At 65.4% G+C, this 21,798-nt stretch carries 18 protein-coding genes; 11 read left to right on the top strand and 7 right to left on the bottom strand.

Features of this window, described 5'->3' with window-relative positions:
- Nucleotides 1–23: 23 nt before the first annotated feature.
- Complete coding sequence (locus OU998_RS10900) at nucleotides 24–1,985, top strand: sialate O-acetylesterase (protein WP_267513497.1); 1,962 nt, start codon at nucleotides 24–26, stop codon at nucleotides 1,983–1,985.
- A gap of 49 nt (nucleotides 1,986–2,034) precedes the next feature.
- Here the strand turns inward: OU998_RS10900 and OU998_RS10895 are convergent, their stop codons facing one another.
- Genes OU998_RS10895 through OU998_RS10885 form a run of 3 tightly spaced genes read right to left on the bottom strand, consistent with a single transcriptional unit; the run spans nucleotide 2,035 to nucleotide 6,565 of the window.
- Nucleotides 2,035–2,640, bottom strand: a complete 606-nt coding sequence (locus OU998_RS10895; protein WP_267513495.1) for a hypothetical protein — start codon at nucleotides 2,638–2,640, stop codon at nucleotides 2,035–2,037.
- 35 nt (nucleotides 2,641–2,675) lie between these two features.
- Entirely contained in the window at nucleotides 2,676–4,295 is a 1,620-nt protein-coding gene (locus OU998_RS10890; protein WP_267513493.1) for an alpha-L-fucosidase, read from the bottom strand.
- Nucleotides 4,292–6,565 (bottom strand): WD40/YVTN/BNR-like repeat-containing protein, encoded by a 2,274-nt coding sequence (locus OU998_RS10885; RefSeq protein ID WP_267513492.1) that lies wholly within the window; start codon nucleotides 6,563–6,565, stop codon nucleotides 4,292–4,294. The genes OU998_RS10890 and OU998_RS10885 overlap by 4 nt, the downstream gene beginning before the upstream one ends.
- A gap of 281 nt (nucleotides 6,566–6,846) precedes the next feature.
- Between OU998_RS10885 and OU998_RS10880 the strand changes: the two genes are divergently transcribed.
- Nucleotides 6,847–9,393 carry a glycoside hydrolase family 3 protein gene (locus OU998_RS10880; RefSeq protein ID WP_267513491.1) on the top strand — a complete coding sequence of 849 codons (2,547 nt, stop codon included), beginning with the start codon at nucleotides 6,847–6,849 and terminating at the stop codon, nucleotides 9,391–9,393.
- Nucleotides 9,394–9,539: 146 nt separating this feature from the next.
- Here OU998_RS10880 and OU998_RS10875 read toward each other — a convergent pair whose 3' ends face one another.
- Nucleotides 9,540–10,892 (bottom strand): MFS transporter, encoded by a 1,353-nt coding sequence (locus OU998_RS10875; protein WP_267513490.1) that lies wholly within the window; start codon nucleotides 10,890–10,892, stop codon nucleotides 9,540–9,542.
- A 183-nt stretch (nucleotides 10,893–11,075) separates the two neighbouring features.
- On the opposite strand from OU998_RS10875, the gene cyoA reads away from it, so the two are divergent.
- From cyoA to OU998_RS10840, 7 genes are all read left to right on the top strand, one after another.
- On the top strand, nucleotides 11,076–12,317 hold the full coding sequence (gene cyoA / locus OU998_RS10870; RefSeq protein WP_267513489.1) for a ubiquinol oxidase subunit II: 1,242 nt from the start codon (nucleotides 11,076–11,078) through the stop codon (nucleotides 12,315–12,317).
- Between the two features lie 13 nt (nucleotides 12,318–12,330).
- On the top strand, nucleotides 12,331–14,334 hold the full coding sequence (gene cyoB / locus OU998_RS10865) for a cytochrome o ubiquinol oxidase subunit I (RefSeq protein WP_267513488.1): 2,004 nt from the start codon (nucleotides 12,331–12,333) through the stop codon (nucleotides 14,332–14,334).
- 3 nt (nucleotides 14,335–14,337) lie between these two features.
- Nucleotides 14,338–14,967 carry a cytochrome o ubiquinol oxidase subunit III gene (cyoC, locus tag OU998_RS10860; RefSeq protein WP_267513487.1) on the top strand — a complete coding sequence of 210 codons (630 nt, stop codon included), beginning with the start codon at nucleotides 14,338–14,340 and terminating at the stop codon, nucleotides 14,965–14,967.
- Nucleotides 14,964–15,359: a cytochrome o ubiquinol oxidase subunit IV gene (gene cyoD, locus OU998_RS10855; RefSeq protein WP_267513486.1), complete on the top strand. Its 396-nt coding sequence runs from the start codon at nucleotides 14,964–14,966 to the stop codon at nucleotides 15,357–15,359. The genes cyoC and cyoD overlap by 4 nt, the downstream gene beginning before the upstream one ends.
- A 94-nt stretch (nucleotides 15,360–15,453) precedes the next feature.
- A complete protein-coding gene (locus tag OU998_RS10850) occupies nucleotides 15,454–16,131 on the top strand; it encodes an SURF1 family protein (RefSeq protein WP_267513485.1) in 678 nt (225 codons plus the stop codon).
- The gene (locus OU998_RS10845) at nucleotides 16,128–17,462 is read left to right on the top strand and encodes an ATP-binding protein (protein WP_267513484.1); all 1,335 of its coding nucleotides are present in this window, start codon (nucleotides 16,128–16,130) and stop codon (nucleotides 17,460–17,462) included. The genes OU998_RS10850 and OU998_RS10845 overlap by 4 nt, the downstream gene beginning before the upstream one ends.
- Nucleotides 17,452–17,988 (top strand): response regulator transcription factor, encoded by a 537-nt coding sequence (locus OU998_RS10840; protein WP_267513483.1) that lies wholly within the window; start codon nucleotides 17,452–17,454, stop codon nucleotides 17,986–17,988. Before OU998_RS10845 ends, OU998_RS10840 begins: the two co-directional genes overlap by 11 nt.
- Nucleotides 17,989–18,000: 12 nt before the next feature.
- Here OU998_RS10840 and OU998_RS10835 read toward each other — a convergent pair whose 3' ends face one another.
- On the bottom strand, nucleotides 18,001–18,201 hold the full coding sequence (locus OU998_RS10835; protein ID WP_267513482.1) for a DUF2842 domain-containing protein: 201 nt from the start codon (nucleotides 18,199–18,201) through the stop codon (nucleotides 18,001–18,003).
- The gene (locus OU998_RS10830; RefSeq protein ID WP_267513480.1) at nucleotides 18,201–18,452 is read right to left on the bottom strand and encodes a transglycosylase; all 252 of its coding nucleotides are present in this window, start codon (nucleotides 18,450–18,452) and stop codon (nucleotides 18,201–18,203) included. The genes OU998_RS10835 and OU998_RS10830 overlap by 1 nt, the downstream gene beginning before the upstream one ends.
- A gap of 136 nt (nucleotides 18,453–18,588) precedes the next feature.
- On the opposite strand from OU998_RS10830, the gene OU998_RS10825 reads away from it, so the two are divergent.
- Entirely contained in the window at nucleotides 18,589–19,689 is a 1,101-nt protein-coding gene (locus tag OU998_RS10825) for a COX15/CtaA family protein (RefSeq protein WP_267513478.1), read from the top strand.
- On the opposite strand, the gene OU998_RS10820 is transcribed toward OU998_RS10825, so the two are convergent.
- Complete coding sequence (locus OU998_RS10820) at nucleotides 19,658–21,058, bottom strand: alkaline phosphatase PhoX (protein ID WP_267513476.1); 1,401 nt, start codon at nucleotides 21,056–21,058, stop codon at nucleotides 19,658–19,660. The genes OU998_RS10825 and OU998_RS10820 overlap by 32 nt on opposite strands.
- A gap of 265 nt (nucleotides 21,059–21,323) precedes the next feature.
- Here OU998_RS10820 and rplM point away from each other — a divergent pair, with 265 nt between their 5' ends.
- Nucleotides 21,324–21,797, top strand: coding sequence for a 50S ribosomal protein L13 (gene rplM, locus OU998_RS10815; RefSeq protein WP_183196355.1), 474 nt, complete (start codon nucleotides 21,324–21,326; stop codon nucleotides 21,795–21,797).
- Nucleotide 21,798 lies beyond the last annotated feature (1 nt).

Genomic DNA, 21,798 nt, shown 5'->3' with positions numbered 1-21,798 from the left:
GGCGGGGTGATTGGGAGGCGCTGATGCGCTCGTTTTTGCTGTCCGCCGTCGCTGCCACCGTCCTGGCCGCCGGCGCCGTTCAGGCCCAGGGCCAAGCCCAGGTCCAGGCGCCCGCGGCGCCCTTGCTGGACCCGATGTTCCAGGACCACGCCGTCCTGCAACGGGGGCGTCCGATCGCGGTCTGGGGGCAGGCCGCGCCAGGCGCAGTCGTCTCGGTCGGCGTCAGCCAGGCTCAGGTCCAGGCGACCGCCGGCGCTGACGGCGTCTGGCGCGCGACCCTGCCGAGCTTGACCGCCGGAGGGCCCTATGTCCTGACCGCCCAAACCTCGGGCGCGACCCAGACGGTCTCGGACGTCATGGTCGGCGATGTCTGGCTGTGCTCGGGCCAGTCGAACATGGAGTTCGCCGTCCGCCAGGCGACCAATGCAGACACCGAGATCGCCGCCGCCAACGACCCCAATCTGCGTCTCTTCCTGGTCGGCCGCTCCAGCCTGCCTGCGCCGTCGTCGGCGCCGCATGCGGTCGGTCAGTGGCGCACGACCGATCCCGCCAGCGTCCGCGATTTCTCGGCGGCCTGCTATTTCATGGGGCGCGATCTTCGCCGGTCCGAGAATGTCCCCGTCGGTCTGATCGCCGCCTCCTGGGGCGGGTCGATCATCGAGGACTGGCTGAGCCGCGACGCTTTGACCAAGTTGGGCGGACATGACCAGGCGCTGGAAGCCCTCGACGCCTATGCCCGCGATCCGTCCCAGGGCGACGCCATCTGGCGGCAAATCACTCAGGCCTGGTGGTCGGCCAATGATCCCGGCACGAAACAGGGCTGGAACCTGCCGCGCACGGCTGACGCCGACTGGTCATCGATCCCTGCCGAAGGATTCTGGGAATCGACCGTTCCGGGCCTCGCCACCTTCGACGGCGTCGTCTGGCTGCGCAAATCGGTCGAACTGACCGCCGCCCAGGCCCGTCAAGGCGCGACGATCGAGCTGGGGCCGGTCGATGATGCGGACGTGACCTGGGTCAACGGCAAATATATCGGCGGTCAGCAGGGCTGGGACACGCCGCGCACCTACGCCATTCCCGCCGGGACGTTGAAGTCGGGTCGCAACCTGATCGCCGTCGGCGTGCTGGACACCAACGGCGGCGGCGGCGCCTGGGGACCGGCGGCGAACAAGCGCCTGGTCTTCGCGGATGGAAGCACGGTGTCCCTGTCTTCAGGCTGGCGTCACCGCGTCGCGGCACCCCTGGGGAACCTGCCCAATCCGCCGCGCACGCCCTGGATCGGCGGCAGTGGCACCACGACCCTCTATAACGGCATGATCGCCCCCCTCGGCGCCTATGGCCTGAAGGGTATGGCCTGGTACCAGGGCGAGTCGAATGTGGGCGACTATGTCGGCTACCGTCGCCTGCTGCCGGCTCTGTTCGCCGACTGGCGCCGTCGGTTTGAGAATCCGGACATGCGGATGCTGGTCGTTCAACTGGCCAATTTCGGACCCGCGACCGGTCAACCGACCAACTCCTATTGGGCGGCCCTGCGCGAAAGCCAGCGCACGGTCGTCAATGCCGACCGCCTGGCGGGCTTGGCCGCCGCCATCGACATCGGCGACCGCTACGACATTCACCCGACCAACAAGCTGGAGGTCGGCCGTCGCCTGGCGCTTGAGGCGCGGCGTCTGGACGGCGCGGTTCAGCCGGTCTCGCCGCAACCCGTTTCGGTCGAACGGGCCGCGGACGGTGTTCACGTCCGTTATGCGTCGGGCACGGCCCTGACCGCTTATGGCTTCAACCGTCCGATCGGTTTCGAGCTGTGCGGCGCCGGCGACGTCTGCCGCTTCGTCGATGCGACCGTAGCCGGTGATCAGGTCGTGTTGGCCTCGGCCCAGCCGACCGACGTCAAGGTGCGCCTGTGCTGGGCCGACAGCCCCGTCTGCAATCTCTACGGTCCCGCCGGCCTTCCGGCTGTCCCGTTCGAGGCGATGATCCGCTGAGACATTTGGACCGGAGCGGCGGAACCGCTCCGGTCCAGTGGACGAAGGCTCAGTCGGTCGGGTTTTGGGGCAGCTGCGACCGGTCGTAGTCGGGGCCGAAGTTGAACACGAGCGCAGGGCCCAGCTCGAGCCTGTGCCGCGCCTGTCCCATTTGAATAATGATGCTGGACTGACCGGGCGCGATGTCCGCCGTCGCCACGCCAGAGGCGTAAAGCATGCGCCATTCGTCCCTGACGACCAGGTTCGTCGCCTGCGCCAAGGTAATCTTGGGCTCGCCCTGACCCTCCAGCAGGACAATAGGGACCCGCGTCTCCGACTGGCCCTCGGGAAGCCGTACGGCGCGCACCCAGACGCCCAACAGCACAACATCGCCGGTCTTGATCGCGCCGCTGTTGGTCATGACCGCGCCGACCGACCATGGATCGCCGGCCCGCTGGACATCGATGGTCAGGGCCTCGCGGCCGGTTACGCCTTCGGCGGCATGAGGCGTCGGCTGCGCGGCCAACCCCCAGGTGTTCCAGTTCCGCACGAAGGGCGAGTTGATCAGATGGTCGATCATGCCTCGTTGCGTCGGGGGCGGCGAAGGCTCTGTCTGGGCCACGGCGGAGCCGCCCGCCAGCAGGGCCAGGCCCACAGCGATGGAAAGGATTTTCATGGCGTGTTTCCTCCTGTTGTTTTCGCCAAAAAAAGTTAGACCAACCCGGTGCCCCTCAGTCGAACCGCTGGCGCCACCGTCACCGGCCGTGTTTGCGGCAAGTCGATAATCAGGCCCTCGTCGCTCTGACGGAAGGGCAGGGCGGGGCCGCCCAACAGCTCGACAGCCTCGACGCGTCCCGTCTGGGGCGTGAGGGCGTGGATCTGCATCCGGCCGTCTTGCGGCCAGTCCAGGGCGAAGGCGTACAGGGTCTGGCCCTTGGTGGTGAAGCGGATGTCCTGGCCGGTCCACGGCCGCGCCGCGCCCTCGCCGTGCATGCCCGCGACCACCGTGGTCGGCCCCTCGCCGTAGATGCGCCAGGGGCGGGTGTCGAAGATGGCCTCGCCATTGATCTTCATCCAGGCGGCGATGTCGGTCAGGATCTGGCGCTCGTCGCTGTCGATCGATCCGTCCCCGCGCTGGGGGATGTTCAGCATCAGATTGCCGTTCTTCGACACCACATCCACCAGGCGCTGGATCACGCTGTGCGCGGGCACATAATAGTGGCTGGTGTAGCGGGCGCGGTTGTAGTGCCAGTCGCCGATACAGGTGTCGGTCTGCCACGGTTCGGGCTTCAGACTGTCCGAGAAGCCGCGCTCCACCGTCTCGACGATGCCCTTGCGTTGACGCTCGTCCAGCCGCTTGCCGTTCACGACCGGCAGTTCGCCCCGCCATTCTAGCGAGGCGTTGTAGTATTCGGCCGTGGCCTCAAGCCCGTATCGACCCAGCGGCAGTTGGTAGTTGTCGAAATAGACCATGTCCGGCCGGTATTTCGTAATCAGGTCGCGCTGGCGCGCCACCCAGGACCGGACGAAGGCGGGGTTGTTCGCCGGCGGCGTCTCGATCCACTGGCCGTCGCGGGCGTCGTGCCAGGCGTTCATCTCGGCAATGGAGCCGATGCCGTCGGGCGGAGCAAAGGTCGGGCCGGTATAGAGTTCCTGCGGGTCCAGCCCGTCCCACCATTTGCCGGCGCCGTCGGCCTTGGTCAGGCGCGCCGCGTCGTAGCGGACACCTTTCATCGGCCCCTCGGCGTCATAGCCATAGGCCGTCTGCCACCAGTGCCAGGCGTGGGCGGCGTGGTTCGATACGGCGAAGCGCAGACCCCGCGCCCTGACCGCCTTTTCCCAGGTCCCGACGATGTCGCGCTTGGGGCCGACCCGCATCACGTTCCAGTCGTGATGGGCGCTGTCGAACAGGTCCAGGTTGTCGTGGTGATTGGCCATCGACATGATGTAGCGGGCGCCGGCCGCCTGATAGAGGTCCAGCAGCCCCTCGGGGTCCCACTGGTCGGCCTTCCACTGGTTGATGAACTCCATGAAGCCGACCCGGCTGGGATGGCCGTAGGTGGCGACGTGGTGCTCGTAGAAGGGATGGCCCTGAATATACATCAGCCGACCGTACCAGTCCCCGAATTCCGGCACGCACTGGGGACCCCAGTGGGACCAGATGCCGAACTTGGCGTCACGGAACCAGTCGGGTGTCTTGTAGCCTTCGATCAGGCTGTCCCAGGTGGGCTTGAAAGGGCCCGCTGCGCCCGAGCCCGGGGTCGTCGCGCAGGCCCCTAACATTGAGGCTGAAGCGCCCGCGCCCAGAAGTCCGCGTCGTGACAGGTTCATGCCGGTTCTCCATAGACGACGCCGCGTCCGTCGGTGGCCACATAGACGCGGCCAAATACTCTAGGATCGCCGGCGATGGCGCGATAGCGGCGACCATATTCATGGTGGTCGTCATTGACGCGGATCCAGGACCGGCCCCGGTCGTCGGACCGGAAGACTCCTCGGATCGCGTCCTTCGTTCCGATCGCGAACAGGGCGGGATAGGTCGAGCTTGCGGGTGGTTTGCCGAAGTCCAGCATCTCGACCGCCAGTTCGCCGTCGATCCTCGCAAACCTCTGCCCGCCGTCACGGCTGTTGAACAGGCCGGATCGCGACACGAACCAAAGGTCTCCGTCATGATCGGGCGTGGCCTTCAGTGGAAACGCCTGTTCGCGCCAGGTCGGCCGGTCGCTCGATACGTCGGGCAGGCCCCGAGACGTGACCGGTGCAAAACTGCGCGCCTGGTCCACACTGACGAACCAGCCGCCGGTCTGGAAATCGAGGGCATAGAACAGGGCCGCGTCCTTGCGGTCCGCCACGGGGCGAAGCCGCGACGGCAGGCCCAGACAGGGCCGCCAGGCCGCGCCCCTGTCGTCTGACCAGGCCGCCTGCGGCGTCGCCAGAACGAAGGTCGATCCGTCCGCCGAGACGGTGATGGGCGCGTCGCGATACAGGTCCATACGCGGGTTATCCGGCGACGCCGCAGTCGCGCCTGAGGCGGGACGGGGCCGGCCCAGGGGCTTCCAGCTGCGCCCCGCATCGGCCGACCAGGCCAGTGTCGAGCCATCGTGGCCCGCGGACCCGACGCCTTCATGCGGCGTGCCGCTGCGCACCACGATTGCGGGCGCCGCGCCGGCGTAGTCGATCTGGTTGGTGTTGGCGAAGACGGGGGTGGTGAACTGAAGTTCCGGCGACCGGTTCAGATCTTCGTGGGCGAAGCCGGAGATGTCGCCGAAACCGGTGAGCAGCTGCGGGCCGACGGGCGGACTGACCAGGGTGATCACGGCGGTCTGCTCGATGCCCTCGACCCAGGGCGTCCAGTTGGTCGGGCGGTTGGCGTCGGCCGCCGAGAGATTGCGCGTCTCGTAGACGGTCGCGCCGGTGGCGTAGACCAGTCGGTCGCTGTCGAACGGATCCAGCGCCAGGGCTGCGATCCACCAGCCGAAGTCCGGCTTGTCGTTGCCCCAGTTCAGATAGGGTGTGGCGCTGACGTCGTGACGGGCGGCCTCGCGCAGACTCTTCCAGCTGCGGCCGTCGTTGGTGCTGCGCCAGATCGTATCGCCGGGCTGCCAGCGGTTCAGGGTGGAGACCATCAGGACGCCGGGCCGTTTGCGATCGACCGCGATCCCCATGAAGCCGCCCAGCGGGCGGGGCGGGGTGATGTCGGTCCAGACGCCGGTGTTGGTGTCCAGCCGCCACACCGCGCCGTCCGTGACGCCGTTGGGGCCTATGCCCAGGGTGCAGGTCAGGTAGAGGACGCCGCGATCGTCCAGCTCGGCCTTGGCCGCCGACAACTCGGCGCGGGGGCCGCCCTCGACCGGTCGCCAACTGCGACCCGCGTCATCGGAACGATAGAGGGCGAGCTCGTGAGGATCCGCCACGCCGACGAACAGGGTCTGCGACCGCCGCCCCCGGGCTCCGCTACGGGGATCGAAAATCACGAAGCTGAGGCCGCCATGCGTGTCCCGGCCCGTCGGCAGGCCCAGACCCTTCAGGGGAAATCCCGCGTTCTTGCTCCAGCTCGAGCCGCCGTCGGTCGATGTCTGCAGACCGTCGTGTCGAGAACCGAAGTAGAGGATCTGATTGTCGTTTGGATCGATGGCCAACCGCTCGCCCAATCCCCGCCCGTCCTCATTGCCGCCCATACGGAAAGGAACCGCCACTCGCGACCAGGTTTCCCCCCGGTCGGTAGAGCGCAGCATGGCCCCCGGATCGCCCCGGTGCACGCCCACCGCCATATGGACCACGTCTGGATCCATGGGGTCGGCGGCAATGCTTTCGACGCCGAAATCGGAGGAGAGGGGGGTGGAGTCCTGCAACGGCCGCCATTGGCCAGCGGCGGCGTCGAATCGATAGGCGCCGCCCATGTCGGAGCGAGCGTAGGCCAGACCCCGTTCGACCCCGCTGAACACTATGCCCGGTATGAAGCCCCCGGCGCCGACCTTCACATTGCGCCATCGGTAGGTCGCGCCCGACGAATCCGCATGGGCTCCACTGCCAAAAACGCCCAGTCCTGACGCCAGGCCCAAGGTCAAGACGCCGGCCGTCCGTCGCGTCACCCCGTTCTTCATGCCGTTTCTCCCTTGAGCCCGGACATCTGGCGGTCCGTTTGTGTTAGCGCTAACTTATTCCAGTTGACAGCATTGTCATGGGTGCATCAAGTTGCGCTGGTGAAAATCAACGTCGGTCAACGACGTGCGGGAGTGAGGCTTGAGTTCCATTGGATTTCGCCCCGCCTCGTGCGTCCGAGACGCCTGATCTTTTGCACCCTGAGCGAACTTCCGGTGCGGTCTAAGGACCGCACCGGGCTTTTCGCGCCCAGTTTCTCGCCCGCCGAATGGACGGACCCGATATGACCCCGCGCTTCCTGAATCCCCGCCGCAACGCCGTGTCGATCATGGCCTTGAGTTTTGCTCTGGCGGCGGGCGCGTGCGCCACGACGACCTCGCAATCGACGCCGATCAACTATGTGAAGCCGTCGGACACCATCGTCACCGACGCTAGCCGCGCCCATCCCGACCTGTGGCCACATGCCGCATCCCCCGCCGCCATGACGGACGCCGCCACCGAGGCCTTCGTCACCGAACTGATGGCGAAGATGACGCTGGAGGAGAAGGTCGGTCAGACGATCCAGGCCGACATCGCCTCCATCAAACCGGAAGACCTGCTGACCTATCCGCTGGGATCGATCCTGGCCGGCGGAAATTCTTCGCCAGGCGGAGACGAGCGCGCCTCGGCCCAGAAATGGGTCGAACTGGCCCAGGCCTTCCGTGCGGCGGTGGCCCAGCGGCCGGGCGCCAAGATCCCGATGATCTACGGCATCGACGCCGTCCACGGGCACAACAACGTCGTCGGCGCGACCATCTTCCCGCACAACAGCGGCCTGGGCGCCATGCGCGATCCCGACCTGATCCGGCGCATCGGCGCGGCGACGGCGCTGGAAGTCGCCGTGACCGGCGCGGACTGGACCTTTGGGCCGACCCTGGCCGTCCCGCAGGACGATCGTTGGGGGCGCGCCTATGAAGGCTATGGCGAAAACCCCGAGATCGCCCAGAGCTACGCCGGGCCGATGACCCTGGGTCTTCAGGGCGCGCTGTCGGCCGATCATCCGCTGGCGCCGGGCCATATCGCCGGGTCGGCCAAGCATTTCCTGGCCGACGGCGGGACGACCGGCGGTCACGACCAGGGCGATTTCGCCGGGTCCGAACAGGAGATGATCCGCACCCACCTGTCCGGCTATCCCCAGGCCATCGACGCGGGCGTGCTCTCGATCATGGCCAGCTTCTCCAGCTGGAACGGCGTCAAACACTCCGGCAACGAGACGATCCTGACCGATGTCCTGCGCGGGCCGCTGGGCTTCGACGGTTTCGTCGTGTCCGACTGGAACGCCCAGGGCCAGCTGCCCGGCTGTTCGAACGAGAGCTGCGCCCTGGCCTTCAACGCCGGGATCGATATGTTCATGGCGCCCGACAGCTGGAAGCCCTTGTACCAGAACACCCTGGCCCAGGCGCGGTCGGGCGAAATCCCGATGGCGCGTCTGGACGAGGCCGTGCGCCGGATCCTGCGGGTCAAGGTCAAGACGGGCCTGTTCACCGACACGCGTCCGGTGGAAGGCCATCTCAACGAGTTGGGTTCGCCCGCCCACCGCGCCCTCGCTCGCGAAGCGGTGCGCAAGTCGCTGGTGCTGCTGAAGAACGATGGGGTTCTGCCGATCCGGTCCGGCGCGCGGGTTCTTGTGGCCGGCCATGCCGATGATATCGGTCAGGCGTCGGGCGGTTGGACCCTGACTTGGCAGGGGACGGGTAACACCAACGCCGACTTCCGCAACGGTCAGTCGATCTGGAGCGGCATTCAGGAGGCGGTCGTCGCCGGGGGCGGTCAGGCGACATTCAGTCCCGACGGGGCCTTCGCCCAGAAGCCGGACGTCGCCATCGTCGTGTTCGGCGAGACGCCCTATGCGGAGTTCCAAGGCGACGTCGACACCCTGGACTTCCTGCCGACCGAACCTCTGGAGACGCTGAAGCGGCTCAAGGCGGCTGGAATACCGACCGTCTCGGTGTTTTTGGCCGGGCGTCCGATGTGGACCAACCCCGAGATCAACGCCTCTGACGCCTTTGTCGCCGCCTGGCTGCCGGGCACGGAAGGCGGCGGCGTGGCTGATGTTCTGGTCGGCGACGCCGCGGGCAAACCCCGCACAGACTTCAACGGCAAACTGTCGTTCAGCTGGCCCAAGACCGCCAAGGGCGAGCCGCTGAATGTCGGCCAGCCGGGCTATGACCCGCAGTTCGCCTATGGCTATGGCCTGACCTATGCGCAGGGCGGCCGCGTCGGCGCCCTTTCCGAGGACAGCGGCGTCGCGGGCGAGATCGGCAGCGTCGATCGCTATTTCGTCGACGGTCGTTTCGTCGCCCCCTGGTCCTTGATGTTGCGCGACGCGGGCGGCGAGTTCCGGCTGGGAACCGAGAGCAGCGGCGCCAGCCCGCGGGGCGGTGTTAGTGTTCGCTCTACCGATGGCGCCGCCCAGGAATCGGCCCGCGCCCTGACCTTCGGGGCGGGCGGCGGCCATGCCCTTATCGTTGCCAAGCCAGTGGACCTGGTCCGTCAGGCCAATGGCGAGATGGCTTTGGTCTTCCGTTACCGTGTTGACGCCAAGCCTTCGGGCCCGGTGCTGCTGACCTTGGGCGAGGGCAGGGTGGATGTCACGGCTCTGTTCAACGCTGCGCCCGTGGGCGAATGGCGCACCTTGAAGGTCCGGCTGTCCTGCCTGCGCGATGCGGGCGCTGATCTGGCGGCTGTCGACCAACCCTGGGGGCTGAGCGCCGCCGGCGGCTTCGGCGTGACGGTGGAGGATATCCGCCTGGGCTCGAACGAGGGCGACGCCATCTGCCCCGCCGGATGAACGGCCGGGCCTGAGCGCCCCTGAAGTTCGGACATTGGGACGGGTCGTGCGGATTGCACGGCCCGTCTTTTGTTTGCGTGAGGCAAAGAAAAACCCCGGCCTCGCTGGCGGCGAGACCGGGGCGGATCGTCAGGCGTGAGCCCGTATCAGCTCTTGGCGACGTGCGCCTTGTCCGAGGAACTGCGCGCCAGCTCCCGGTTCAGCCACAGGGCTGCAAGGGTCAGGATAGAGCCCGACAGCAGATAGGCGCCGGCGGCGATCAGGCCGAACTGGCTGGAGATCCATAGGGCGACCAGGGGAGCGAAGCCGGCCCCGAACAGCCAGGCCAGGTCGGACGTCAGGGCCGAAGCGGTGTAGCGATTGGCCAGCGAGAAGCTGGAGGCCACCGGACCGGACGCCTGACCGAACGACAGGCCCAGCAGGATGAAGCCCGAGATCATGAAGATCAGTTCGCCCATCGCGCCGCCGTTCAGCAGCTGGGGTGCGAAGCCGGAGAAGGCGGCGATGCCGGCAGCCGTGGCGGCCAGCAGCGAACGACGGCCATAACGGTCGGCCAGAACGCCGGAGGCGAGAATGGCCAGCAGGCCGAAGACTGCGCCGACCATCTCGATCAGCAGGAACCGCACCGGCGTCTCCTGGGTGAAGAGGAAGACCCAGGACAGCGGGAAGACGGTGACCATGTGGAACATGGCGAAGCTGGCCAGGGGCGCGAAGGCGCCGATGGCGATCCGGGGGCTTTCCGCCTTGATGGCGGTAAGAACCGGCGTGGGTTGCAGTTCGCGGGTTTCGAACATCTGCTGGAAGCTGGGGGTCACCACGATGCGCAGACGGGCAAACAGGGCCACGACGTTGATGGCGAAGGCGACGAAGAACGGATAGCGCCAGCCCCAGTCGAGGAAGTCCGTCGCCGACAGGGTGTTCAGGAAGAAGGCGAACAGGGCGGAGGCGACGATCAGGCCGATGGGCGCGCCCAGTTGCGGGATCATCGCGTACCAGCCGCGACGATTCTCCGGCGCGTTCAGGGCGAGCAACGACGCCAGGCCATCCCAGGCGCCGCCCAGGGCCACGCCCTGGCCGATGCGGAAGATGGCCAGCAGAACGGCGGCCGCGATGCCGATGCTCTCATAGCCTGGCAGGAAGGCGACCGCGACGGTCGAGGTGCCCAGCAGGAACAGGGCGATGGTCAGCTTGGCGCCGCGCCCGAACTTCTGATCGATGGCGATGAACAGGGCCGTGCCCAGCGGGCGCGCCAGGAAGGCGAGAGCGAAGACCGCGAACGAAAGCAGGGTGCCGCCGATCGGTCCCGCGAACGGGAAGATCAACTGAGGGAACACGACCACGGAGGCGATGGCGTAGACGAAGAAGTCGAAGAACTCAGAGGTGCGGCCAATGATCACGCCGATGGCGATTTCGCCGGGGTCCACCTTGCCATGATCATCGTGCAGGGCGGCGGCGTCGCGTTCCAGCGACTCTGACGAAGGGGTCGTCGAGACGGACATGGGCTGGGATCGCTCCGTTTAAACTGAAGGTATTTAGGTGTACGGCGGTAATGCCGCATTATGACTGCGCGCCCTTTGCGATGAAAGTCGCCTTATGAGGATAGGACAGATTGTCCAATGTCGCTCCCGACCGAAGCTGAGTATCCGGCGCAGTTCGAACGTCAACCGTCGCGAATCCTCCCCATGATCCGACGTTTCCCGATTGGAGCCGCCTTGCGCCGTCTGCGCCTTCTTCTGCTCGTGCCCGTGGTGGCGCTGCTGTCGGCCTGCAACCTGGTTGTCTTGAAGCCTGCCGGCGACGTCGCCCAGCAGCAGGGCGACCTGCTGATGGTCTCCACCCTGCTGATGCTGCTGATCATCGTGCCGGTCATGGCCTTGATCGTCTTCTTCGCCTGGAAATACCGGGCGTCGAACACCGAGGCGGAATACACCCCGGACTGGGATCACTCGACCCACCTGGAAGTGGTGATCTGGGCGGCGCCGCTGCTGATCATCATCTGCCTGGGCGCCCTGACCTGGGCCGGAACCCATCTGCTGGACCCCTATCGTCCGATCGACCGGATCAAGCCCGGCCAGCCCGTCGCTGAGGGTGTGGAGCCGCTCCAGGTCAATGTGGTCGCGCTCGACTGGAAATGGATGTTCATCTATCCGCAGTACGGCGTCGCCACGGTCAATGAGCTGGCCGCGCCCGTGGATCGCCCGATCCGCTTCCACATCACCTCGTCGTCGGTGATGAACTCCTTCTATATCCCCGCCCTGGCCGGCCAAATCTACGCCATGCCGGGCATGGAGACGAAACTGCACGCGGTCATCAACCGTCCGGGCGAGTACCAGGGCCTGTCGGCCAACTATTCCGGCGACGGCTTCTCGAACATGCGGTTCAAGTTCCACGGCCTGGATCAGGCGGGTTTCGACGCCTGGATCGCCGGCGTTCGCAGAAACGGCCAGCCGCTGGATCGCGAGCGCTACCTCGAGCTGGAAAAGCCCAGTGAGAAGGTTCCCGTTATGCGCTTCTCCACCGTCGACGGCGGTCTGTGGGACGCCATCCTCAACATGTGCGTCGAGCCGGGCAAGATGTGCATGGGCGAGATGATGGAGATCGACCGCAAGGGCGGTCTGACCATGGCCTCGATTCGCAACACCATGCCGCTGGTCTATGACAAGTACGCCGGTCGCGGGAAGAACGCCGCCATCTTCGGCTCGAACGAGAGCTATGTCATGACCATCTGCACGCCGCTTCAGGCTGAGGCCGCAGCCGCCGAGCGCATCCGCCGCGCCGAACTGGACGCGACCAGCGCCCCGGTCAGCATGGCGCCCCTGTCGGGCCTGGGCCTGACCCAGGGTCTGCCGATGGCGTCTCTTTCCATAAACAAGCAATCGACGGGGCCGGTTTCGACCGACGTCCGTTCCTCCCCCAACGCTTGAGCGAACACAGTCGATGAACGCTGACACCCTCATTCCACTCATCTTCGGGCGATTGACGCTCGAAGCCCTGCCGCTTCACGAGCCTATTCTGGTCGTGACCATGAGCGTCGTTCTTCTCGGCGGCTTGGCCCTGTTCGGCGCCCTGACCTATTTCAAGCTGTGGGGCTATCTCTGGAAAGAGTGGTTCACCACCGTGGACCACAAGAAGATCGGGATCATGTACATGATCCTGGGTCTGATCATGTTTGTGCGCGGGTTCGCCGATGCGATCATGATGCGCCTGCAGCAGGCCATGGCCTTCGGCGGGTCCGAGGGATACCTGAACGCCCACCACTATGATCAGGTCTTCACCGCCCACGGCGTGATCATGATCTTCTTCGTGGCCATGCCCATGGTGACGGGCATCATGAACTATGCCGTGCCGCTGCAGATCGGCGCGCGCGACGTGTCCTTCCCCTTCCTGAACAACTTCAGTTTCTGGATGACCACGGCCGGCGCCATCATCATCATGGCCTCGCTGTTCGTGGGCGAGTTCGCGCGCACCGGCTGGCTGGCCTATCCGCCGCTGTCGGGCATCGGCTACAGCCCGGGCGTCGGCGTCGACTATTATATCTGGGGGCTTCAGATCGCGGGTGTCGGCACGACCCTGTCCGGGATCAACCTGATCGCGACCATCGTGAAGATGCGCGCGCCGGGCATGGGCATGATGAAGATGCCGATCTTCACCTGGACCTCGCTGTGCACCAACGTGCTGATCGTCGCGTCCTTCCCGGTCCTGACCGCCGTTCTGGCCCTGCTGACGCTGGACCGGTACGTCGGCACAAACTTCTTCACGAACGACTTCGGCGGCAACCCGATGATGTACGTGAACCTGATCTGGATCTGGGGCCACCCTGAGGTCTACATCCTGATCCTGCCGCTGTTCGGCGTCTTCTCCGAGATCGCCTCCACCTTCTCGGGCAAGAAGCTGTTCGGCTACACCTCCATGGTCTACGCCACGGTCGTCATCACGATCCTGTCTTACCTGGTCTGGCTGCACCACTTCTTCACCATGGGGTCGGGCGCTTCGGTGAACTCCTTCTTCGGCATCACGACGATGATCATCTCGATCCCGACGGGCGCCAAGATCTTCAACTGGCTGTTCACGATGTACCGTGGCCGTATCCGGTTCGAACTGCCGATGATGTGGCTGGTCGCCTTCATGCTGACCTTCGTCATCGGCGGCATGACCGGCGTGCTGCTGGCGGTTCCGCCTGCGGACTTCGTGCTGCACAACTCGCTGTTCCTGATCGCTCACTTCCACAATGTGATCATCGGCGGCGTGCTGTTCGGCCTGTTTGCAGCCATCAACTTCTGGTGGCCCAAGGCCTTCGGCTTCAAGCTGGACAAGTTCTGGGGGCTGGTCAGCTTCTGGTGCTGGGTGCCCGGCTTCTGGCTGGCGTTTGCGCCTCTGTACGTGCTGGGCCTGATGGGCGTGACGCGCCGCATGCGGGTGTTCGATGATCCGTCGCTGCAAATCTGGTTCGTCATCGCCGCCATCGGCGCGGGCGTCATCGCCCTCGGCATCGCGGCCATGTTCATCCAGTTCGCCGTCTCGATCATCAACCGCGACAAGCTGCGCGACACCACGGGCGATCCGTGGGGCGCCCGGACCCTGGAATGGGCGACGTCCTCGCCTCCGCCCGCCTACAACTTCGCCTCCACGCCGGTCATCCATGACTCCGACGCCTGGTGGGACATGAAGAAGAAGGGCTATCAGCGTCCGTTGTCCGGCTACCGTGCGATCCACATGCCGTCGAACACAGGCACGGGCGTCATCCTGTCCGGTCTGTGCCTGGTGATGGGCCTGGCTTTGGTCTGGTACATCTGGTGGTTGGCGGCGCTTAGCTTCATCGGCGTGCTGGCGGTCTCGATCGCCCACACCTTCAACTACAAGCGCGACTACTACATCCCTGCGGATGAGGTTCGCGAGACCGAAGAGGCGCGTACGCGCGCCCTGGCCGGAACGGAGGCCTGATCCATGAGCGCGACCGCGACTGCGACTGAGATCGACCCGAACGTCTTCCATCTGGAAGAGGAGCCGCACCACGAGGAAGGCTCCAGCACGATGCTGGGCTTCTGGCTCTATCTGATGAGCGACTGTCTCATCTTTGCGATGCTGTTCGCCGTGTTCGGCGTCCTGGGCGGCAACTACGCCGCCGGGCCGGGTCCGAAAGAGCTGTTCGACCTGGAGCTGGTGGCGATCAACACCGCCATGCTGCTGTTCTCGTCGATCACCTATGGCTTCGCCATGCTGGCGATGGACCAGAACAAAAAGACCCAGACCCTGATCTGGCTGGCGATCACTGGCCTGTTCGGCCTGGCCTTCCTGGGGATCGAACTCTACGAGTTCGCCCACCTGATCCATGAAGGCGCGACGCCGCAACGCAGCGCCTTCCTGTCGGCCTTCTTCACGTTGGTGGGGACCCACGGCCTGCACGTGACCTTCGGCATCATCTGGCTGGTGACGCTGATGGTTCAGGTCAGCTGGAAGGGTCTGATCCCCGCCAACAAGCGCCGCCTGATGTGCCTGTCGATGTTCTGGCACTTCCTTGACGTCATCTGGATCGGCGTCTTCACCTTCGTCTATCTGCTGGGCATGGTTCGATGAGCGCCGACAAGAACGACCACTCGCCGGAGTCCCACGACGCCGACCACCTGGGCCACGAGGCGCACAATCACGGCTCCTTCAAGAGCTATATGATCGGCTTCGTGCTGTCGGTGATCCTGACGGCCATTCCGTTCTGGCTGGTCATGACCGGTGTTCTGCCGACCCAGGCGACCGCCCTGATCGTCATGGCCTTCGCCGTGGTGCAGATCGTGGTTCACATGATCTATTTCCTGCACATGAACACCAAGTCCGAGGGCGGCTGGACCATGCTGGCGCTGATCTTCACGATCATCGTCGTGGTCATCGCCCTGTCGGGTTCGCTGTGGGTCATGTACCACCTGAACACCAACATGATGCCCATGAGCCATGACATGAACCGGATGGGTTCCTAGGCGCCGGGCTCGGGAGGCCGTCATCGAAGGCGACAGTCATAATGCGCCGCGTCCGTCTTCGGTCCTGTTCTGGGCTGGGGTCGGCGCGGCGTTTTTGTTCGCCGGCTTCGTCGCCCTGGGCGTGTGGCAGGTGCAGAGGTTGGCCTGGAAAACCGAACTGATCGCTCAGGTCGAGGCCCGCGTTCACGCCCTGCCGGTTCAGGCGGCCGGACCGGCGTCATGGACGGAGGTCTCGCGCGAGCGAGATCAGTACCGTCGGGTGACGGTGCACGGCGTTTTCCAGAATGACCGCGAAAGCCTGGTCCAAGCGGTCACGGATTACGGATCGGGCTTCTGGGTCATGACGCCGTTGATCGCGGACCAGGGCTTCACGGTGCTGATCAATCGGGGATTTGTCACCTCCCAACGCCGTTCGCCGGCCGCGCGGTCTGCTGGGCAGTTGACGGGTCCGCAAACCGTCACCGGTCTGATGCGAATGACGGAACCGGGGGGCGGGTTCTTGCGCGCCAATGACGCGCAGAATGGTCGCTGGTACTCCCGTGACGTTCCGGCGATCGCGGCGGCGCAAAATCTGCCGAACGTCGCGCCCTATTTCATCGACGCCGACGCCAAGCCCAATCCCGACGGTTGGCCCAAAGGGGGGCTGACGGTCGTAAGCTTCCCGAACAGTCATCTGGTCTATGCCCTTACGTGGTTCGGCATGGCGCTTCTGACCCTGCTCGGATACGGGATCGTCGTGCGCGAGGTCCGGCGCCGGCGCCGGTCCTTATGACCTCCGCGCTTCAACGCCTGCTGGGTTTCGGGGCCTGGCGCGAGACGGAAGTGTCTCAGGAGGCCGCGAACCGTCGCAATCTTCGACTGCTGGTTCAGTTGCGATGGCTGGCGGTCTTCGGCCAAGTCGCCACGATCCTGATCGTTCACTTCGCCCTGGGCATTCGGCTGCCGGTGCTGTGGCTGTTGATCGCGCCCGTTAGCCTGGCCCTGGTCAATCTGGTCAGCCTGCCGCTGACCCAGCGTCGCGATTCCATTTCGGACCATGAGCTGATGCTGGCCCTGCTTGCCGACGTGGGGGCCTTGACCACGCAGTTGTTCCTCACGGGAGGCGCGACCAATCCGTTTGTCGGTCTGTATCTGCTCCAGGTCGTTCTGGGGGCGGTGCTGCTTCGGCCTTCTTACGCCTGGTCCCTGATTGGCATCACCAGCGTCTGTTTCGTCTGCCTGGGCGTGTTTCACCTGCCGCTTGACCTGCCGCCGTACCAGGAAGGCGGATTGCTGAGTCTTTATATGATGGGCGGGCTGATCTGCTTCCTGCTGATGGCCGTGCTGCTCGTGCTGTTCATGACCCGGATCAACGAGAACCTGCGCGCGCGCGACGCCTATGTGGCGGACGTCCGTCAACAGGCGACCGAACAGGACCATATTGTCCGCATGGGCTTGCTGGCGTCGGGCGCCGCCCATGAACTGGGCACGCCGCTGGCCTCGCTGTCGGTGATTCTGAGCGACTGGCGACGGATGCCGGTTCTCAAGGCCGACGCCGATCTGAGTCAGGACATGGACGTGATGCAGGCCGAGGTCGAGCGCTGCAAGGCGATCGTCACCGGCATTCTGATGTCGGCCGGCGAGGCGAGGGGGCAGGCGCCGTCTCATACCACCCTGGTGCGCTTCCTCGACGAAGTGGTCGAAGGATGGACCACGCGAGACATCCGAGTCCGGGTGGATGTTACGCCCTGGACCGGACCCGATCCCGAAATCATTGCAGATCCAGCGTTGCGCCAGGTCTTCGGCGTTCTGTTCGACAATGCGGTTGAAGCCGGCGCGCGGCGGATCGTCGTCGCGCCCACCGTGAGCGAGGGAAGGCTGCAGGTGGCGGTGCGGGACAATGGCCCGGGGTTTCCCGCCAGCGTCCTGAACCGGCTGGGCAAGCCCTATAATTCGACCAAGGACCGCCCCGGCGCCGGCTTGGGCCTGTTTCTGCTGGCCAATGTGATGCGGTCCCTGGGCGGGTCGGTCGAGGCTTGCAATCCTGCCGGCGGAGGCGGCGAAGTCACTCTGACGTTGCCGATAGACGTGCTGGCGCCCGAGGAGACCACGGATGACCGATGAAGCCCCCGTTCTGTTGATCGTAGAGGATGACGACTCCTTCTCCCGCACCCTGCGAAAATCGTTCGAGCGTCGGGGCTATGTGGTCGTCAGCGCCGATGGTCCCGAACAGATGGCCGAGGTTCTCAAAATCCATCGGCCAGGGTTTGCGGTTGTTGACCTCAAACTGGGCGGGGCGTCGGGCCTGGGGTGCGTCTCGACCTTGCACGCCTTTGATCCTGACATGAACATCGTCGTCCTGACCGGTTTCGCCAGCATCGCCACGGCGGTCGAGGCGATCAAGCTGGGCGCCCGCCACTACCTGGCTAAACCCTCAAGCACCGACGACATCGAAGCCGCCTTCGGCAAGGCCTCGGGCGACGCGGCGACGCCTCTGACCACACGTCCGACCTCGATTAAGACCCTGGAGTGGGAACGGATCCACGAGACCCTGGTGGAGACCGATTTCAATATTTCGGAAGCGGCGCGTCGGCTGGGCATGCATCGCCGCACTCTGGCGCGAAAGCTGGAGAAGCGTCGCGTCACCTGATGGCGATGCGCTTTAGCGCGGTGGGCGTTCGGCCCATTTCAGCAGGGGGATAAGCGGCAGACCCCAGGCCGTGCCGCCGATGCCGAAGAAGAGAAAGTCGATCCACGGCGAAGCCGGCAGCAGCCCGCGCAGGGCGATCAGTCCCCAGATCCAAAAGATCAAAAAGGCCAAGACGCCGATCGCGGCGACGAATCGACGCGCCCGGGGCGGCATCAGCGCTTGTTCCGGAACAGGAAGAAGGCGCCGAGGCACACGCCTGAGCCGACAAGCGCCCACGGCATCCACAGCCAACTGTCCATGGTGCTGACGGCGAAGACCCGCACCGCCAGGAACCAGCCGCAGGCCAGGCCGACGCCGGACACCAAAATGGTCCCGCCCAGGCCGCGCCGCCCGGTCAGCAGGTCGGCGATCCAGGCCAGCAGGAGACCGCCTAGAACGGCGGCGACGATATCGGCGTATTGCAACCTTGATCTCCTTGTCGGCTCTTACGCCGTCTCTCAATCCGACTCGATCTTGTGAGCGTAGCGAGGCATACCGCCTCGGTCGCGTTTTGGTCACGGTCGAAGGCGACACCATATCCGGGTCAGTGTCGGGCGTCGAATGAACCGTTTCGGAAATCCAGATCGCAATCGCGCCGTCGCCGTGTGGCTGTTCGCCACCGCCGCTGTCGTCTTCCTGATGGTGGTGGTCGGCGGCATCACCAGACTGACCGGATCGGGCCTGTCCATCACCGAGTGGCAGCCGATCATGGGGGCGATTCCGCCGCTGAACGACGCCCAATGGGCCGAGGCCTTCGACAAGTACAAGCAGATCCCGCAGTACGCCCAGGTCAACGCCGGCATGAGCCTGGGTGAGTTTCAGGGCATTTTCTGGTGGGAATGGCTGCACCGGCTGATCGGGCGTGGGGTCGGCATGGTGTTCGCCCTGCCGCTGGCCTTCTTCCTGCTCTGTCGGATCGCGCCCCTGCGGTCTGTCTTTCCCCAGCTCGCCATGCCGGACCGACTGATCTGGCGATGCCTCGTGCTGCTTGCTTTGGGCGGTCTGCAGGGGCTGATCGGCTGGTGGATGGTCTCCAGCGGCCTGTCGGAGCGGGTCAGTGTCGCGCCGGAACGTTTGGCCACCCATCTAGGCTTGGCCTTCGTAATTTTCGCCGCCCTGATCTGGACCGGCCTTGAGGCCTGGAACGGAGAAGACCGCGGACGCCCGCCGGCCGGCTGGGCGCGCGGGGCAGGTTTCCTGCTGGGGCTGGTGTTCCTCCAAAGCCTGCTCGGCGCTCTGGTCGCAGGCGGGCATGCGGGACTGGTCTATACCGACTGGCCGCTGATGAACGGCGCCGTTCTGCCTCCGGCGGACTGGAGCCTGGGCGCATCGGCCTTCCTGCACGATCAGGCCCTGACCCAGTTCAATCACCGGCTTATGGCATATGGATTGCTGATCGCAGTCAGCATCTACGCCTTCCAGGCTTGGCGCTGGCGCGTGGCCGAGGGGATGGGGCTGGGGGCTTTCGTCCTGGCGGCCGTCATCTGGATTCAGGCCGCGTTGGGGATCGTCACCCTTGTTCACGCCGTGCCGGTATGGCTGGGCGTGCTGCACCAGGGCGGTGCCGCCGTCGTCCTGGCTGTGGCGACTGCGAACCTGTGGCTGGTGTTCCGGGCTCAGCCCCGAATATTCATGTCCGGACCGAGGACCATGGGCCGGTGATCGCCACGGTCAGGCCGGGGTACTGGATGTTGACGAACAGGGTGCGGCCGTCCGGCGCGAAGACAGCGCCGGCGAACTCCGAGTTGCCCTGAAACACGTTGCGACCCAGGGTGTAGAGCTTGCCCTCCGGTGTGACGCCCTTCAGGTGATTGCGGACCGTCGTCGAATAGTTGTCTTCGCAGACGATCAGATGGCCCCAAGGTGCGATGGTGATGTTGTCGCCCATGTTCAGCGTCTTTTCGTTCGTGCTCTCGACGAACAGCTGGACCCGGCCGGGACGGCGCGTCTCGCTCGCGCGACCTTCGTCGGGCGAGGGCACGTAGCGCAGGATCTGGCCGCGCTGGATCGGTCCGCCCGAGGTGGCGGTCAGATACAGTTCGCCGTCGCCCCACCAGATGCCCTCGGCGCGCGCGACCAGGGCCGCGCCCTGGGCATGGCCTCGACGGCGAAGGTCGCCGTTCGGGCTTTCGACCTCCTCCATGTCGATCCAGTCCACCTCGCGCCAATCGCCGACGGACCAGATCCGGTCGTCATGGTTCGAGGTGTCGGCCCCCTTTTGCCCGCGCAGGACCATGGCCTGTAGCCGGCCGCCCTTGATCAGCTCGCCGCGAGTGTGGGGGATGAAGCGATAGAACAGGCCGTCGCCCTGGTCCTCGGTCAGATAGAGGATGCCTGTGCGAGGATCGACGCAGACGGCTTCGTGATCGAACCGCCCCATGGCCTTCAACGGAACCGGGTCGACCAGGCCTTCGGCGCGGGCCGGCACCTCGAAGACATAGCCGTGATCCTTGGTCACATCCGCGTCGGCCGGGGTCTCTTCGGTCTCCTCGCAGGTCAGCCACGAGCCCCAGGGCGTCTGGCCGCCGCAGCAGTTGGTGCTGGTGCCGGCCAGGCTGAGGTGCTGGCGTTCGGTCCGTCCGGTCGAGAGGTCGTACACGACTGTGGTCGTGCCGCCGGGCAGTGGGCGCCCGTCCTTGTAGGTGTCATAGGCGCGTCCCGCATCCAACCGGCCTATCCGCTCCTGGTTATAGCCGCCGGGGCCCCAGTTGCGGTGGCCGGCGGATGAGCCCTTGAGTTCGTGGTTGCGGACCAGAGCGACCCGGTTCTGGTCCAGGGCGAAACAGCCCATGCCGTCGAACTGTCCAGGCACCAGCAGGCCGTCCGCCATGGTCTCGCCGCCCTGGGACACGATGCGGTAGGAGAAGCCTTCCGGCAGATCCAGCACGCCGTTCGGATCACGCTTCAGCGGCCCATATCCTGCGACGTCGTTGAGATAGGTCTCCTCCTCGGCGGCCCGCACGCTTTGGGCGAGGCCGGAGAAGGCGAGGGCGGCGCTGGAGGCGATCAGGCCGCGACGGTGAAGGATCATGGGAGGCTCCGGAGGATTTTTCTATCGGATGGCCCGGTAAGATCATGGTTTGATGACAAATGCTGTTATTTCATAACGTCCAATCGGTCATTCGTGACGGGTATTTTAATACCGCATAAAAAATATCATCTATTAACAGCATGTTATGTCGAAATCGGCCAATTTGAGTGCGTTGACGCGACCTTTGGTCTCCTGTATCAGCGCGCCTTCATTCGGTTCCTTCGGGGGCCGGACCCGATTTTCGTCTCCAGGAACCCCCTCAATGCTGAAGAGCACCACGGCTTCGTTGAAGCCGGCCGAGGTCGAGAAGAAATGGATCCACATCGACGCCGAAGGCGTCGTGGTGGGCCGTCTCGCGACCTTCATCGCCAACCGTCTGCGCGGCAAGCACCGCGGCGACTACACCCCGCACGTTGATTGCGGCGACTATGTCGTCGTCACCAACGTCGACAAGGTGGTGTTCACCGGCAAGAAGTCGACCGACAAGGTCTACTATCGCCACACCGGCCACCCGGGCGGCGTCAAGTCGACGACCCCGGAGAAGGTTCTGGGCGGTCGCTTCCCCGAGCGCGTGCTCGAGAAGGCCGTCGAGCGCATGCTGCCGAAGGAAAGCCCTCTGGCCCGCAAGCAGATGACGCACCTGCGCCTGTTCGCCGGCGGCGCGCACGAACATGAAGCCCAGCAACCGGAAACGATCGACTTCAAGTCGGCGTCGCCCAAGAACACCCGGAGCGTCTGAG

It is taken from the genome of Brevundimonas sp. SL130, from assembly GCF_026625805.1.
Classification (GTDB): domain Bacteria; phylum Pseudomonadota; class Alphaproteobacteria; order Caulobacterales; family Caulobacteraceae; genus Brevundimonas.
Note: the sequence above shows the minus strand (reverse complement) of the source record. Positions and strands in the feature narration are given on the sequence as shown.